General features: G+C 35.8%; 18 protein-coding genes and 1 riboswitch. All 18 genes read right to left on the reverse strand.

All coding sequences use genetic code 11. The features are described from left to right. Positions 1-3: 3 nt before the first annotated feature. The 18 genes from J2Z80_RS03705 to J2Z80_RS03790 all read right to left on the reverse strand — a co-directional run bounded on the left by J2Z80_RS03705 (position 4) and on the right by J2Z80_RS03790 (position 15342). Positions 4-615: a J domain-containing protein gene (locus J2Z80_RS03705; protein WP_209453190.1), complete on the reverse strand. Its 612-nt coding sequence runs from the start codon at positions 613-615 to the stop codon at positions 4-6. After that, entirely contained in the window at positions 591-1487 is an 897-nt protein-coding gene (locus J2Z80_RS03710; protein WP_209453191.1) for a DUF5685 family protein, read from the reverse strand. Before J2Z80_RS03710 ends, J2Z80_RS03705 begins: the two co-directional genes overlap by 25 nt. A 79-nt stretch (positions 1488-1566) precedes the next feature. Further along, positions 1567-2058: a QueT transporter family protein gene (locus tag J2Z80_RS03715; protein ID WP_209453192.1), complete on the reverse strand. Its 492-nt coding sequence runs from the start codon at positions 2056-2058 to the stop codon at positions 1567-1569. Positions 2059-2124: 66 nt separating this feature from the next. Continuing rightward, positions 2125-2520, reverse strand: a complete 396-nt coding sequence (gene vapC / locus J2Z80_RS03720) for a type II toxin-antitoxin system VapC family toxin (protein WP_209453193.1) — start codon at positions 2518-2520, stop codon at positions 2125-2127. Further along, positions 2510-2725 carry a type II toxin-antitoxin system VapB family antitoxin gene (locus J2Z80_RS03725; protein ID WP_209453194.1) on the reverse strand — a complete coding sequence of 72 codons (216 nt, stop codon included), beginning with the start codon at positions 2723-2725 and terminating at the stop codon, positions 2510-2512. The genes vapC and J2Z80_RS03725 overlap by 11 nt, the downstream gene beginning before the upstream one ends. Positions 2726-2829: 104 nt before the next feature. Further along, complete coding sequence (gene cobS, locus J2Z80_RS03730; protein WP_209453195.1) at positions 2830-3591, reverse strand: adenosylcobinamide-GDP ribazoletransferase; 762 nt, start codon at positions 3589-3591, stop codon at positions 2830-2832. A gap of 13 nt (positions 3592-3604) precedes the next feature. Next, positions 3605-4171 carry a bifunctional adenosylcobinamide kinase/adenosylcobinamide-phosphate guanylyltransferase gene (gene cobU / locus J2Z80_RS03735; RefSeq protein ID WP_209453233.1) on the reverse strand — a complete coding sequence of 189 codons (567 nt, stop codon included), beginning with the start codon at positions 4169-4171 and terminating at the stop codon, positions 3605-3607. Between the two features lie 23 nt (positions 4172-4194). Next, positions 4195-5244, reverse strand: a complete 1050-nt coding sequence (gene cobD / locus J2Z80_RS03740; RefSeq protein WP_209453196.1) for a threonine-phosphate decarboxylase CobD — start codon at positions 5242-5244, stop codon at positions 4195-4197. Between the two features lie 10 nt (positions 5245-5254). After that, positions 5255-5986, reverse strand: a complete 732-nt coding sequence (locus J2Z80_RS03745) for an AIR synthase related protein (RefSeq protein ID WP_209453197.1) — start codon at positions 5984-5986, stop codon at positions 5255-5257. Between the two features lie 9 nt (positions 5987-5995). After that, positions 5996-6481, reverse strand: a complete 486-nt coding sequence (locus tag J2Z80_RS03750) for an ECF transporter S component (RefSeq protein ID WP_209453198.1) — start codon at positions 6479-6481, stop codon at positions 5996-5998. Further along, the gene (cbiB, locus tag J2Z80_RS03755; RefSeq protein WP_209453199.1) at positions 6478-7434 is read right to left on the reverse strand and encodes an adenosylcobinamide-phosphate synthase CbiB; all 957 of its coding nucleotides are present in this window, start codon (positions 7432-7434) and stop codon (positions 6478-6480) included. The genes J2Z80_RS03750 and cbiB overlap by 4 nt, the downstream gene beginning before the upstream one ends. 1 nt (position 7435) lies before the next feature. Then, positions 7436-8950, reverse strand: coding sequence for a cobyric acid synthase (locus J2Z80_RS03760; protein ID WP_209453200.1), 1515 nt, complete (start codon positions 8948-8950; stop codon positions 7436-7438). After that, positions 8940-10322, reverse strand: a complete 1383-nt coding sequence (locus J2Z80_RS03765; protein ID WP_209453201.1) for a cobyrinic acid a,c-diamide synthase CobB — start codon at positions 10320-10322, stop codon at positions 8940-8942. Before J2Z80_RS03765 ends, J2Z80_RS03760 begins: the two co-directional genes overlap by 11 nt. Continuing rightward, entirely contained in the window at positions 10315-11115 is an 801-nt protein-coding gene (locus J2Z80_RS03770) for an ABC transporter ATP-binding protein (protein WP_209453202.1), read from the reverse strand. Before J2Z80_RS03770 ends, J2Z80_RS03765 begins: the two co-directional genes overlap by 8 nt. Position 11116: 1 nt before the next feature. Then, entirely contained in the window at positions 11117-12106 is a 990-nt protein-coding gene (locus J2Z80_RS03775; RefSeq protein WP_209453203.1) for a FecCD family ABC transporter permease, read from the reverse strand. Position 12107: 1 nt separating this feature from the next. Continuing rightward, positions 12108-13058 carry an ABC transporter substrate-binding protein gene (locus J2Z80_RS03780; protein WP_209453204.1) on the reverse strand — a complete coding sequence of 317 codons (951 nt, stop codon included), beginning with the start codon at positions 13056-13058 and terminating at the stop codon, positions 12108-12110. A 150-nt stretch (positions 13059-13208) separates the two neighbouring features. Beyond that, a riboswitch (cobalamin riboswitch) is annotated at positions 13209-13380 on the reverse strand. Positions 13381-13780: 400 nt separating this feature from the next. Continuing rightward, the gene (locus J2Z80_RS03785; RefSeq protein WP_209453205.1) at positions 13781-14443 is read right to left on the reverse strand and encodes a hypothetical protein; all 663 of its coding nucleotides are present in this window, start codon (positions 14441-14443) and stop codon (positions 13781-13783) included. A 47-nt stretch (positions 14444-14490) separates the two neighbouring features. After that, positions 14491-15342: an Rpn family recombination-promoting nuclease/putative transposase gene (locus J2Z80_RS03790; RefSeq protein WP_209453206.1), complete on the reverse strand. Its 852-nt coding sequence runs from the start codon at positions 15340-15342 to the stop codon at positions 14491-14493. Positions 15343-15427 lie beyond the last annotated feature (85 nt).

A 15427-nucleotide genomic window follows, 5' to 3' on the forward strand; every position in this document is an offset into this window, starting at 1 on the left:
TCCTTAAAAACATCTAATCATATCTCCACCAATGCATTCGCAACATGTATCACATGCCCATATAGTAAAGAGGGTCCGGCAGCAATCGTCATTCATTGTCCTTCTGTACACATCCCCTTGATATACACCTCTTTGCATCTCCATGTTGTTTAATGCTTCACGATACTCCATGTTACTAGGGTCCATGTTGACAGCCGTCCTGAAACAGTTGTACGCTTCTCCAAATCTTCCCTTTCTGTAATTTACATGGCCATACAAATAATACCATTGTGCACTTCTGTCTCTCATACTATTTAATATGTTTTCTGCTGCATATAAGTCATTTCTATTAAGTGCATTTATCACTTCATAGTACATGGATTCATTATCACTGTATGTCGTATTTCCACTGTTATAACTTCTGTCATGGTTGCAATTATTAGAACCAGCATATCCATCCATTATTGCTTTATATGCATCATTTATTTCTCTTAATTTTTCTTCTGCAAGGTCTTTTAACGGGTTATCAGTATACTGATCAGGATGGTACTTCTTCACAAGTTCCCTATAAGCTTTTTTAACTTCTTCTATTGAAGCCCCTTCTTTTAATCCTAAAACTTCGTACGGGTTCTGCATGATTTATCTCCTTCCATAATCCTCATAAATTCCATGTATAGCCCAATCCTGAAGATATTATCAATTATACCAATGTTTTTCTTGAATCTCAATTGTTCATACAATTTCACTATTGCAGAAAGAGTGAAGCTTAAATTAAATTTCGTCCACTCTTTTATCTCTTCAATTACATTATTAATCTCTATATTATCTTTATCGGTAAAATTATACTGATATATAAAAGGATTGTAGTTTCCATTTTTTATATCATCTTTTAAATCATTATACGCATCTAAAATGTATATATATCTTCCTAAATGATATGCAATTTCTTCAACCTTTTTGTAAGCTTCATCATCTATATTCAGATTTTCATAAAGAAAAACTTCACGCAAAATATTCGCAAACGGCTCTGCAGCCTCATCAACAGAAGAACATTTATCTCTCTCCAAATTTTGCAATGTTGTCAGATATTTCTTTATATTTTGTGCCTTTTCTGCATATAGTTTGTACGATTTTTTAAACTGTTTTCTGAATAAAAACTCTAAAAATGAACTGGCAGTAGCTTTCCCATCTGCCTTGTCGTCCAAAAACTTATAATAGACTAGTATTGCATTCATATCAGCAGCATATTTTACATATGGATTTTCTTTTATGACAGGCTTCTTCTTAAATGGATTTATAATACAACCTTCTAACTTCATATCAACTATCTCATCCGATAAACCCGATAAAAAAATTGCAAGATACGTAAGCTCATAGTTCAAAGTCAATCGGCTTATCTCGCCATATTTTCTTCCGATTTCCTTGCATAGGCCACAGTAATACGCCTTAAAAACATCGTAATCTTTTATCTTCATCTCAGGTTTGTAAGGCTTTATATATCCAAACATAGCATCTTCCTCAAAAAAAATAATCCTGATACTATTTTATCAGGATATAAGCTGTAATTCAAATTAAACAAATACCAACTTATCTAATCATTTCTTTTATTTTCTCATTTTTATCTATATACAAAAGAAGAGGCAATCCCAATACATAGCACGCAATCATCTCACCTAATCCAACCCATAGCATCGAAGCTACAAGGGGCAAATTAAATACAACATTCAATTCTATGCCTATAATGACTGCATTTATTATAACAGGCGGTAATGGCGCCAAATATCGCTTATATCTAAGATTGGATTTGCCAATATAGTACGTTATCACAGCACTGATTAGCGTCGCTAAAGAACCAAAAACCACATCGAATATTCCATTTCCGCCTATCATATTTGCAATTATGCATCCAACAAAAAGTCCAAAAATGGAATACGACGAAAAGAAAGGCATAATTGTAAGTGCTTCTGCTACTCTCACTTGAATCTGTCCATAGCTTATTGGCGCAAGTGCCACTGTCACAACTGCGTATACTGCAGCGATCAATGCGCCGTAGACGATTTTCTTAGTTCTTCTGTTCAATTTTATCTCCTCCGTAGTTTTGTTTATAGACAGGATTTTGCGAACTGTCTTTACTCCATTATACAGTCAAATTGTTGTCAGGTCAAACAATTTAACATCGTCTATCATTTTAAAATGTTTATCAAATGAAAATATCATCATATCATTTTTTATCGCTAAATAAGCAATAAGCACATCTGACATTGGTATGGTTTTGCCATCTCTCCTCAATTTAAAAGAAAGTTTTCCAACTCCAATCCAATCCTTATCATCACATGATACCGTCGGTATCGAATCAATATACCTTTCAAGCATCCCTCTCTCTTTTTCTGTCTTCACTCCTTGAAGAAGTTCAGCAATTATAAGGCCTGTTATATAGATTCTGTCCTGCAAAAGCATATCATCGATAATCTCAACAATCTCTCGTTTGTCCCTAAAATATTCTATCCATACAGATGTATCAACAAGTATTTTATCTTTCATCGATTTCCATGCTCCTTAATTTTTCAATGTCTGAAGAATCTATTGCGAAATTTATCTTTCCCTTAAGTTCCATCAAACGCTGCAATTTTTTCATCCTTATGGCATCCTTCAACGCCTCTTCAACCGCTTTCGACCTGTTGTTGGTCTCATACAGCATTTCAGCTTCTTTGAGAATATCCTCAGATACATTTATCGTTGTACGCATACGATCATCTCCTTCATACTTATAATACATCAATATGTTATGATAATCAAGATGATAAATTTAACCTTAAAATTATTCATATCAGATTTAAACTTTTTAAGCTTCTACACTTTTGTAATGCTTAAAAAATACATAGAAACAGCAATTACAAGCTCTGCAAATTCATTGACTGCGCCTAATGTATCTCCTGTCATACCACCTATTCTCATAGATATGTACTTAGTGATAAGATATGTGACAATTGATGAGATAGCTAAAAGCTTCAGCAACACTGTAAAATGGACAAAAATCATGCCAACAAACGATGTAAATAATAAGCTTAATATTAATTCCGCGATAGATATTTTGCCTATGATAAGTCCTCCCAATCCTTCTCCGCCTCTCGCTGATCTCGATGCGTACGCTGCTAAAACTATGGAAAAGCGTCCAATGAGAGGCATTAATATCAATGTGGAATATATGAGATTGCCTTTGATGTCAGTTAAAAACAATATCTTTAAAATTATTAAAAAAACCAAAGCAAGGACTCCATTCGTCCCAAGCCTTGAGTCCCTCATTATCTCAAGCATTCTGTCCCGACTTCTGTTGCTAAAAAGTCCATCGAATGTGTCTGCAAACCCATCGATGTGCATAGCACCTGTCAGAATGTACGATGATGCTAAAGCTATTGTGATGGCTATTTCCCGGGGAAATATATTTTTAGAAGCATAAAACATGAGGCTTACAACAGTGCCAACAACCCCACCTACAAAAGGGAAATATTTGGCCATCCTGTGAAAGTCATTTTTATCTGCATCAATTTGAATATTAATAGGTATCCTTGTCATAAATTGAAGCGATAATATAAAAGCCTTTATCTCATCCATCTTATTCACCACATCACCGTAAGCTATTATTTTTTATTTCTAATGGTATGCCTGAAACCATAAAATAGACAAAATCGGCATTCTCAGCAATTTTTTTGTTCATTCGCCCTGATATGTCCCTAAATATCCTTCCCAATTTATATTCTGGGACAAGTCCCATTCCAACTTCATTTGTCACGACTATTACATCTTTATCCTTCTCTTTGGAGGCTTTTATAAAGCCATCAACTTCCCTGCTTATTTTTTCTTCGGCTCTTGCTACATCTTCTAAATCTTTCTCTTCCCACGTCATATCTATCTCTAAAAGCAGATTGGACACCATCACTGTCAGACAGTCTAAAAGCACAGCTTTCTTGTCTGTCCCTCTTATTATGTCAAAGATGCCATTGTAAGCTTCTACTGTTTCCCATTCCTTTGGCCTTCTTTCTCTGTGCCTTTTAACCCTTTCTTTCATCTCATCGTCAAACGGTATAGACGTAGCTATGTAAAGTACACTGTAACCAGCATATTTCACAGCAAGACTTTCTGCAAACTGGCTTTTGCCAGACCTTGCGCCGCCTGTCACCATAATCAAAGCCAATAGAAACACCTTCTTTCTCAAAATCATTTAAGAACTTCTTTTGCAGCTTCTACCAGTTTTACATTATCACGATGGCTTTTTACAGCCACTCTAAAATACCTATCATCCAAATACCTGAAATTTGATGCATCTCTTATCAGGATCCCTCTTTTTAACAATTCTTCTTTTAAATCATTAACGCTCAGATTCTTCAGTTTTAAAAGCATAAAATTGACCTGTGTATGAAACACAACCAATTCATCTATCTTTTTAAGCTCATTCGTTAAATAATCTATTTCCTCTTTTATGTATTTTCTCGTATTTTCCATAAATTTTATATCATCAAAAATCCTTCTTCCCACTGCATCAGCAAAAGCATTTACCGTCCAAGGCTCTTTATAAGCTTCCAATCTCTTTATCAAATCTTCACTTCCAAAACCGTATCCAAGGCGCAATCCTGGTAGCCCAAAAAATTTTGTTGCAGCTCTTACTACAAAAAGATTATCATAGTAATTTATGAGATCTAAAGACTGGTATTTTTCATAATCGCATATAAATTCTATAAATGCCTCATCTATCATCACCGGCAAATCCAGCTTTTTCGCTTCCTTCACGATATATTCCACATCTTTTCGATTTATTGCCTTTCCTGTAGGATTATTTGGATTTCCTATGATGACAGAGTCTACTTCTTTAAAGCGATTTGATATTTCATCTGCATCGATCACATATCCATTTTCTTCAGGAATCCGATAGTAAAAAGGATTTCCACCTGACAATGTGACTGCTCTTTCGTATTCTAAAAAAGCAGGAGATGGAATAAGGGGCCTTTTCAGAGAAAGGGCCCTCACAAAAAGGTAGATAAGTTCAGAAGCGCCATTGCCGACTATTATATTCTCACTTTTTAGTCCTGTATATTTTGAAATAGAATTTTTCAATTGTGTGTAGTTTATGTCAGGGTACTTTGTCAAAGCCACAATATCAATGGAATCTTTTATACATTCCGGAAATCCAAGAGGATTTATGTTTGAACTAAAATCTATCACATCCTTGTCGTAAATATATATATTTCCACCATGTTCATATTTATCCATTCAATTCACCTCAAGATAGTCTTCCTAACCGAATAAATGGCTTATCTACAAGGTTCTCCACTATCTGTCTGTCTTCCTCTTTGTAAACGACAATGCAGCACGTAGAAGGGCCTCCTGACTTCTCATCATCTAAATCAGATTTATATTCTTTCAAAAATTCTAAACCAGATGACAACTTAAGAACATCAAGCTCATGCCTTATTCCCTTTGACCCTACAGGAATGGCCTCTGCTATTTCATTGCACCTAAATATTTTCACATAATCTTTAAGAGAAAGAACATCATGACAATACAATACTTCTTGTCCAACACGTGGGTAACCTATTAAACCTACTTCCATGCCTGCCTTTGCTTTTCGCACTTTCAGTTCCTCTTTCGCTGCTCTTCCAATTGCTGTCACGCCAACACCTGTCATGGTTGATGGGAAATTTTCCTCTGTGCTACCGGTTAAGACAACGTCATATATCTCATTTTCAATAAGCTCTTTTTTTATTCCATCTATGATCTTAATGCCAGTGGGATTCATTTCATTTGACAAGGCATCTGATATTGCGATTGGCCAAGCACCAACACATAGAATCTCTGATAATGCCACTTTTATAGCTGCTCTACCTACCATCTCAGCATCTACCTTTAAAACATCATTTTCCTTTTCTCCGATGGCACCTGTGCTGTCGCATGATATAGCGTATGCAACATCACCTTCATGTATGATCAAAACATCCCTGTATCTCTCTATCATATACATCTATCACCTTTTTATCATTTTTAAAACTGTCTTATAAATGATAGACGCTAAAAGGACATTTGCAAAAGATGCAATAGTAAGCGGCAACACCATCTGAATGAAAAATCCCCAACCGTACTGCGGTACAAAGATAAGTGTTGCAACGGGCCCATTTAATATGGTACCAACAGCGACTGCCACATAGCTGTTAAACTTCTTATACGCCAATGAATAAAAATATGCACATACAGCCATCGACACAGCAATGATGATGTGATTTGGTATTCCAAGCGGAAAGCCGGATGTAAGTGCAGTAAAAATGTGGCCTAAAGAAATGACAATTGCTCCTATGTATCCTCCAAAATAAAGGGATGCAAAATATCCCGGCAGCGAATCAAACGCAACTGTATTGTAGATTTTTATCATGGCACCTACAGCACTCATGGCAATAAGCATAGCCACAAGCGTCAAAGTTTTTACATTTTTAATCGTTGTTGTCTTTGTATTCATCTATATATACCTCCTGTTAATATTGTTTTAAAAGCAAAGAATAAAATAAGTCCCAGAAAAGATGTCATATACATTATCCTTACAGTATCTTTGATGTGGTCTAATTTAAGTGTTTCTTTGCCATCTCCCAGTTTTGGTTTTAATTCAGGCTTTCCAAAATAGTAGTTAAGCCCTCCCAATTCTACATTTAATGCACCTGCAATTGCAGCTTCCCCATGTGCACTGTTGGGGCTTTCATGCTTTAATCTATCCCTTTTTAAAATGCGGAAGCTATTTTTATAGTCATATCTCAGCAAAAATGATGACGCTGCAATCAAAAGCCCTGTTATCCTGGCCGGCAAAAAGTTCAAAATATCGTCAAGCTTTGCAGAAGCATACCCTATGTCAAAATATCTTTCATTTTTATATCCGACCATTGAGTCAAGTGTACTGGAAGCCTTGTATGCCAATACCAGTGGAGCACCGCCTATAAAAGCGTAAAACAAAGGCGCTATTATCCCATCAGATATGTTTTCTGCTACAGTTTCTACTGTACCTCTTATGATATCGCCTAAAGCCAAATTTTCCGTATCGCGGCTTACAATGAAAGACAACATCTTCCGAGCTTCAAGAAGATTGTCTTCTTTAAGAGGATCGTATACTCTCATAGCCGATTTTGCCAAATCATTAGTTGCAAGGCAAGTGTAGATAAGAAGCATATCTAAAATCTTGCCCAAATAGACATTTATTTCTTTTACAATGTAAATGATAAAGTACCCGCTTATATAGCTTGTAAAGACAACAATGGCACACAAGAAATAACCTGCGATTCTTTCTTGCCTTTCAGTTTTAGCAATCTTTCTAAATTTGCACTCTAAAAAGCTGATTAGTCTTCCCATGAGTCTTACTGGATGAGGATATCCTGGCGGATCGCCTATCATTAAATCTAAAAAATATGCAGCTATCACTTCCATATCAAAGACTACCTTTCATTATCTGGTAAATTTTATTTATGTCTAAGCTCTTTCTTACTACATCTGCCAACCTGTCGTACTCTCTTTCTTTAAATTTCCTGTAGTCTTCAATGTAATCTATATCTTTTAACCCCTTTGATCCTCTTAAAATATTTACAAGTCGCATTGTGAACTCCGTGTTTTCAAATATTCCATGCATATACGTACCAAACACTTTCCCGTCACTGCTTACACATCCGTCACTGACAGATATTTTTTCATCGTTTCTTGTAATGATATTGGAAAAACTTTTTTCTCCTGTAGAACTTATGCCCATGTGTATTTCGTATCCATCTACAAGCAGCCCTCTAATTGGTGATAAAAAATCAGGCAAATCATCGGAAATTTGAGCTTTAACTTGTGTTGTAATCTTTTCATGTGAAATAACTGTCTCTACATCTAATAGCCCTAAACCTTCCATCTCACTAACAGGCCCTTCTATGTGTTGTGGATCCAATATCCTTTTCCCAAACATCTGATATCCTCCACATATGCCGATTATAAGCTTTCCCATTTTTCTCAAATTCAAAATCTCATGATGAAGTCCGGCATCTTTAAGTGCTTTAAGATCTCCTATCGTATTTTTCGTACCTGGTATTATCAATACGTCGCAATCACCGATTTTTTCGCCTCTACTTACGTACCTTACATTTACATCTTGAATCTTTTTTAATGGCTCAAAATCAGTAAAGTTAGATATATGGGGGAGATTTAAAATCGCAATGTCAATAGCCCCACCGCTTTTTCTCCCGTAATAAGCATCCGTTGCACTGTCCTCCTCATCAACATATACATCCGTGTAAGGAACTACACCGATGACATCCTTTTTAATTATGTCCTCCAGCATCTTTAAGCCCGGCTTTAATATCTCTAAGTCGCCTCTAAATTTGTTTATTATGACTCCTTTTACCCTTTCTCTTTCATCATCATTTAAAAGCAATAGTGTGCCTGCTATCGATGCAAAGACACCGCCTTTATCTATGTCGCCTACTATCAATACTGGTGAATCCACCAACTCCGCCAAGCCCATATTCACAACGTCTTTTTCTCTAAGGTTTATCTCCGCAGGACTTCCAGCACCTTCAATCACTACTATGTCGTACGACTGGCTAAGCTTATCAAAATCCTCTTTTATTAAGCTTAAAAGTTTCGGCTTGAATTTCTGATAGCAAGATGCATCCATACTGTCGTAGACTCTGCCTCTTAGTATAACTTGACAATTTTTATCTGAACTCGGCTTTAAAAGTATAGGATTCATAAGAACCGACGGTTTTATACCTGCAGCTTCCGCTTGTACAGCTTGTGCTCTCCCCATCTCCAGTCCTTCATCTGTAATAAAAGAATTAAGAGCCATATTTTGAGACTTAAATGGCGCAACCGAATATCCGTCCTGCTTAAATATCCTGCAAAGAGCGGCCACCAACAAACTCTTCCCAACAGATGATGCCGTACCTTGAAGCATTATCTTAAGTGCCATACTTTCCCATCTCCCAACCATAATCTTTGCAATGGTTTATAAATCTGTCTACAGCATTCGGGTATTTCAATAAGTTGATGTGAACATAAGTACCTAAACAATTTTTGTACACATATCCGCACAGCCACTTTTCTTCAGAATGTGGTTTATGCACTTCATATGCAAAATCATCGTGTATCCCCGACATCTTGGAGTTGTGAAAAACATGACCAAAGATGACATCTCCTTTTTTAAATAACACATTGTCCTTTACGACTTCCGCCTCAGCATAGCCAAAATTGACTAACCTTTTCGTCATGATGGCATCTAAATCGAATATTCCCACCATATTGTATCCATCTCCATTTAGATCAACAATTTTTTTCGCAAGGTACATGAAACCACCGCATTCCGCATAGACTGGCATTCCCTTTTCAATGCTTCCTTTAATTGAAGATAACATGGAATGATTTTTGCTTAATCTTTCAGCAAAAACTTCTGGAAATCCTCCACCTAAGTAAATTCCAACCACATCTTTAGGAATAGCTTCGTCACGTAGAGGACTAAATGGGATTAACTCTACTCCTGCATCAATCAATGAATCTAGGCTATCCTGATAGTAAAAATTAAACGCCTCATCGTATGCAAATGCAATCTTGACATCTTCTTTTATTTTTACTGTCGATTTCCCTTCGATTAAGCCGTCTTTTTTCAAATCCACATCGCATACATCCAGAATGCCATCTAAATCTATAAACTTACCTATTTTATCGTACAAAATGCTGAAATTGTGATCTCCCTTTGTCTCATATATAGGCATAAGGCCAAGATGTCTCTCAGGTAGACTTATCATATCATCCTGTGGAAGGTATCCAAATGCCTTTATACCCAAATCTCTTTCGACACATTCTTTTAAAAGCTTGTAGTGTTTTTCACTGCCAACCCTGTTGAATATTACTCCTTTAATCTTTACATCTTTATCGTATTCTATATAACCTTTAACTAAGGCAGAAACACTTGCAGCCATACCAGATGCATCTACGACAAGTAAGACAGATAAATTTAAAAGTTTTGCCACATGTGCACTGCTGCCATAGCTTGTATTATTGATTCCATCGTACATCCCCATGACGCCTTCTATGACTGCCACATCCCCAGATAAAGCATGGTTTAAAAAGGACTTTTTTACGTACTCATCTCCAAGCATGTAGACATCCAAATTGTACGAAAAATTGCCAGATGCAAATCTGTGATATGCCGTATCTATGTAATCAGGACCTATTTTAAACGGAATGACTTTGTACTTTCTAGAAAGATATCCTATTATGCCAATAGTAATGGTAGTCTTCCCCGCGCCAGAATGAGTACCGGCTATCATAAATGCTTTACTCACTTGTTAAACCATCCCCTTGTCTTTTTGAAATAACAATAAGCGGTGTATCTGTAATGGGATTTCTGATTACATCTGCATCAACAGAAAAAGCCATCTTCATGTTTTCTTCAGTTATAACTTCATTTGGCGTCCCAATTGATATAATCTCTCCATCTTTCATTAGCAAAATAAGATCGCAAAATTGAGACGATAAATTGATGTCATGAAGGACAGCAAACACGAGTATTCCCTTTGCAGTCAACTGCTTAAGTATTGAAAGCACTTCTATCTGATATTTTACATCCAAATGTGAAATCGGCTCATCCAATAACAAAATCTTAGGCTCTTGAGCCAATGCCCTTGCGATGTAAACCCTCTGCCTTTGCCCACCGCTTAATTCATTTACATATCTATCCTTAAGATCCCATGTGTTTGTAATAATCATCGCTTCTTTTACGCTTATTACGTCTTTTTCGGTTTCTCTTTGAAATCTCCTTAAATAAGGAGTCCTTCCCATCATCACAACGTCGTAAGATGTAAATTCAAAGTCAAAATACATATCCTGCGGAACATAGCCGATAATCCTCGCCCTATCTTTCGAACGCATTTTATAGACACTTTTGTCCATTATAAATACATTGCCTCTGCTGGGCTTCAAATAGCCTGAAATGTTTTTCAAAAGAGTTGTCTTGCCAGAACCATTGCTTCCCAATATACCAACCATTTTATATCCATCTATCTTAAAATTTATACCTTTTAAAGCCTGAATATTGCCATAACTATAATGGAGATCTTCAACATTTACTATTGTCATTTCACTTAACCTCTTTATTTTTATTTTTGACAAGAAGGTATAAGAAAAACGGACCACCGCAGGCAGCAGTTATTATGCCAACTGGTATTTCTACAGGAGCCATCACAGTCCTCGCCATTGTGTCAGCTAACACCAAAAACGCTGCACCTACAATACCACTAAAAGGAACTAAAAATCTGTTGTCAGAGCCTACAATAAGCCTTGATATGTGTGGCACTATAAGCCCTACAAAGCCAATTATACCACCGGCTGAAACAGAAGAAGCCGTTATTAAAGACCCTACAATCAAAATGATTTTCTTTACTCTTTCAGTATCTATTCCCAAATGCTCCGCTATCTCTTCACCTGTCATAATGACATTGAGATCTCTTGAAAACACGTATAACGTTATACATCCAATAAATATGATTGGCACGGTGTAAAAAGTCTGACTCCAACTAATAAGGCTAAATCCACCCATAGTCCAAAAGACTATCTGGGACATCTCATCATGGTTTAAAAGCATCATGAGAGAAATAATAGATGACATAAAAGCACTGATGGCAATGCCTGCAAGAAGCATCGTCTGCATTTTAATGTAAGGTCCTTTTTTGGATATGATGTACACCACGTAAATAGTCATGAGAGCAAACGCAAACGCAAAAAATTGAAGACCAAGAAGTCCAAACCCTAAAACGATAGCAATAGATGCTCCAAATGCAGCTCCTGATGATATGCCTAAAACATAAGGATCTGCCATAGGATTTTTTAGAAGACCTTGAAAGAATGTACCTGCCACAGAAAGTCCCATCCCTGTAAAAGCAGCTTCAATTATTCTTGGGAATCTGAGATTTAACAATATCATCTTGTCTGTAGCATTGCCAACGCCAAAAATGACATCAATAATGCTTTTTAATGGCATTTTGACTGCACCCACTGATGCAGAAAACATCAAGGATGCAATCAAAACCATTGCAGAAGTTATCAAATAAAAGCTTTTTCTCACTTTCAATTTATTTAAATGCCTCCGGATGCAAACCTTTTGCAATTTCTTCTAATCCTAAGACAATTCTATTAGATGGCTTAGTGACAATGTCATCGTTGGATATTATAAATATTTTGCCATCTTTCGCCGCTTTTGTATCCTTATAACCTGCCATATTTTTTATTTCATTGGCGTTTGCAGCATGTGGTGATGTGATTATCACATCAGGATTTTTCTGTACCAGTTTTTCCATGCTGTACTGTGCCCATCCGTTTGCATCGCTGGCTACATTGTTTCCACCAGCCAATGTTATAAGCTCATCGATGAATGTACCCTTGCCAGCCGTCCAGTTTCCATTTGTATCAACTACGTAAAACACATTTACTTTCGGCAAATCCTTTACTTTATCATTGATTTCTTTGATTTTATCTTTCATGGTTTTTATGATTTCATTTCCTTTTTCTGTATTTCCTGTGATCTCGCCTAATATCTTTATTGAATCATATATCTGGTTTATGTTTTGCGCTTCAATTACCACCACCGGTATACCTGATTTCTCGATTGTCTCCATCTGATCCTTTCCAGAAAGATTCGATGCAAATACAATATCTGGCTTCTGAGCCAATATAGCTTCAATATTAGGTCCTTCGTATCCTCCAACCTTCGCAACGCTTTTTACCTCCGGCGGATAATCGTCGTAATTGGTAACACCAACCACATCTTTGCCAGCACCAATTGCGTAAATCAACTCTGTAGTTGAAGGAGATAAGGAAACGATTCTCTTAGGTTCCTTTTTTATCGTCACTTGCCTACCCATAAAATCAGTAATCTTCAATGGGAATGTAGCCTTAACTTCCGTCTTCACAGAATTAGCATTAGTAGATGCTTTTTCCTTTGTAGTTTGAGAACATGAAACAAGACTTAATGAAAGAACTGCTACTATGATGAAAATCGAAATATTTTTAATCCACTTTTTCACTTAGATCTCTCCTCCTAAATTATTTATAAAGATTTGAAACATAGCCAAAGCACATAAACATTAACTCAAAAAACTAAGGCATACCGAGAAGGTATGCCCCATATTTTCCAAAGCAAATATGTATCACATTACCAACCTCCCCTCCGAAGGTGTTTTTCACATCTTAAGGCAGGTCTCCTGGCTTGCGACTCATCTTTAGCTCAACCTTCCCAGTTTCACCAGTGGTTTTTTGAGCCTCATCATCGCTTACAGTAGCGGGGGCTGCAGCGGCTTCTCACCGCTTTCCCTATTAACCTTTCGGACCTTAAGACCATATTTAGTTTAACTATATTATATCTTTAATGCAAAATTGCGTCAATGAAAATAAACGGCCTTTTTTTTGCAATAATTTGTCATGAATTTTTTCATCTCATCCTGTATAAATTTTTACTACTGTAATATCCAAAATCACAAACATGATGAATACCGCTAAAATAATTGAAATCAAAATAAATGCCTTTAAGATAAACTCCCTGTATTTTTTCATTCCGCGCTCTGCCTCCAATTTCTATAAAACAGATTATCTATATAACGAAAATTTCACGAGATTAATTTCCTCTCTGAATATATAGACAAATTTCTTCCTCATTTGTTACAGTTTTTTAAAAAATTTTTTATGTATAAAAAATAGCCCAAAGGGCCAATTATCAAATGAAATGTGCAGTATCAAAAAGCACACTGTTTTAATGAGTTTCAAAACGCAAATCCGATGTAAGTTCGAAACTATCATAGTAAAAGTACAATATCCCTGATTTAGTATCCAAAAAGAATAGTTTATTAGTCGTATAGTTAGTTCTAAAAGAAGTTGAACCTTTGGACTTTGTATTTGTATATAAATAATAGTATCCATCCTTTTCCACTTTTGGAAATGGATATTTTTCCCCAAGCGTTAAATTAGGTTGTGGCAGTGATTTTGCTAATGAGTACGGGATGACAGAACCAAACTTCCATCCTTTTTCTTCTGCAGCTTTTATGAAATCATCCATTTGGGTCTTATTGAACTTTAAAATGATATAATGCAATTCTTCATCCCTATCACCTGTATAGTTATTCTCCAGCACATTAACTGATCTTGGAATGTAGATGCCAGTTTGGGAGGCGACAAAATATTGTGGCCCAGAAAATATCTTAGAAAAAATCAGTATACACAATCCCAAAGTAAAAAGAATACCAACTGTTATCCCCCACCATTTTATGAGATTCCTATTTCCAGATCGCCTCCATTTATAAAGCGAAAAGCCAAGGCAAACAATCATCAATACAGCTACATTAATAAGAAATATTTCATATATGTAAACCATGCGATTGCCTAAATTGCCTAAATACAATTGCGTATGCAGATTCATTGATATCACCTCACAAAAAAAGACAGGCATTAAGCCTGCTTATTATCTTAATTCATCAATTTTTTTATCTCCTCTTTTGATAATTCTGTAATCTCTGCTATTCTGTCGATGTCCATACCTTCTTTTAACAACTTTTTAGCTATTTTTATACTTTTTTCTTTTTCGCCTTTTTCAATACCTTTTTCCATGCCTTCTTTAATACCTTGTTTAATGCCCTTTTCTATTATCATTTTGTACGTCTCAGATTCTTCAATCCTAAACATCCTCATCACCTCCGAAAAAACTTTCTCAATAACTTCTTTTTTAAAGACTATGCCCGATAATATCTCTGCCTTAAACACTATGTCTTTCTTTTTGTTTATGTCCAATGGAATATCTTTTATAGCCTCAACACATCTTTCCAAATATTTTTCTCCTTCTTCTTTCCTTCTATTTTGATCCATCAGTGGAAGAAGGGAATACAAATCATAATAGTCTGTTTTTAAAACATCACTATATTTTATGTCGCCGACATTTATTATTCTGTATCTATAATCTAATGTATTTTGTTCTCCAAAGTCGTAACTTAAGTTATTTGCCATTTTTACATTGTCTTTGCCTATATAAACAACTATCTGATATGGTAAGAGATTATGCTTTTCCATTATCTCCAGGGAATATCTTAGCATCCTATAAGGCATTTTTTCGTCATTTTCCGATTGAAATTCTATGTGCACAGCCACATTTCCTTTGTCTGTTGTGCATTTAAATATCATATCGCTGTCTCTGCGTTCTACTCTTGCAAATTCTATATTTAGTTCATCGATTTTTGTGTATTGGAGACCTAAAAAATAGCTCATTATGTCATCAGCCATATCCGAAAAAATATTTTTCATCGTTATATCGTATTTCTGGCTCATATTTCTTCCTTCCGTTTCTCTTCATCTTACATTTATTATATCATACGAATATTAAAAATACAGATTATTGCTCTAACATTTTTAT

The organism is Thermoanaerobacterium butyriciformans (assembly GCF_017874545.1).
Classification (GTDB): Bacteria; Bacillota; Thermoanaerobacteria; order Thermoanaerobacterales; family Thermoanaerobacteraceae; genus Thermoanaerobacterium; species Thermoanaerobacterium butyriciformans.

Coding starts and splice junctions, on each gene's coding strand:
- J2Z80_RS03705 (WP_209453190.1), bottom strand. CDS start 615: ATGCAGAACCCGTACGAAGTTTTAGGATTAAAAGAAGGGGCTTCAATA.
- J2Z80_RS03710 (WP_209453191.1), bottom strand. CDS start 1,487: ATGTTTGGATATATAAAGCCTTACAAACCTGAGATGAAGATAAAAGAT.
- vapC (WP_209453193.1), bottom strand. CDS start 2,520: ATGAAAGATAAAATACTTGTTGATACATCTGTATGGATAGAATATTTT.
- J2Z80_RS03725 (WP_209453194.1), bottom strand. CDS start 2,725: ATGCGTACAACGATAAATGTATCTGAGGATATTCTCAAAGAAGCTGAA.
- cobS (WP_209453195.1), bottom strand. CDS start 3,591: ATGGATGAGATAAAGGCTTTTATATTATCGCTTCAATTTATGACAAGG.
- cobD (WP_209453196.1), bottom strand. CDS start 5,244: ATGGATAAATATGAACATGGTGGAAATATATATATTTACGACAAGGAT.
- J2Z80_RS03745 (WP_209453197.1), bottom strand. CDS start 5,986: ATGATAGAGAGATACAGGGATGTTTTGATCATACATGAAGGTGATGTT.
- J2Z80_RS03750 (WP_209453198.1), bottom strand. CDS start 6,481: ATGAATACAAAGACAACAACGATTAAAAATGTAAAAACTTTGACGCTT.
- cbiB (WP_209453199.1), bottom strand. CDS start 7,434: ATGGAAGTGATAGCTGCATATTTTTTAGATTTAATGATAGGCGATCCG.
- J2Z80_RS03760 (WP_209453200.1), bottom strand. CDS start 8,950: ATGGCACTTAAGATAATGCTTCAAGGTACGGCATCATCTGTTGGGAAG.
- J2Z80_RS03770 (WP_209453202.1), bottom strand. CDS start 11,115: ATGACAATAGTAAATGTTGAAGATCTCCATTATAGTTATGGCAATATT.
- J2Z80_RS03785 (WP_209453205.1), bottom strand. CDS start 14,443: ATGAATCTGCATACGCAATTGTATTTAGGCAATTTAGGCAATCGCATG.
- J2Z80_RS03790 (WP_209453206.1), bottom strand. CDS start 15,342: ATGAGCCAGAAATACGATATAACGATGAAAAATATTTTTTCGGATATG.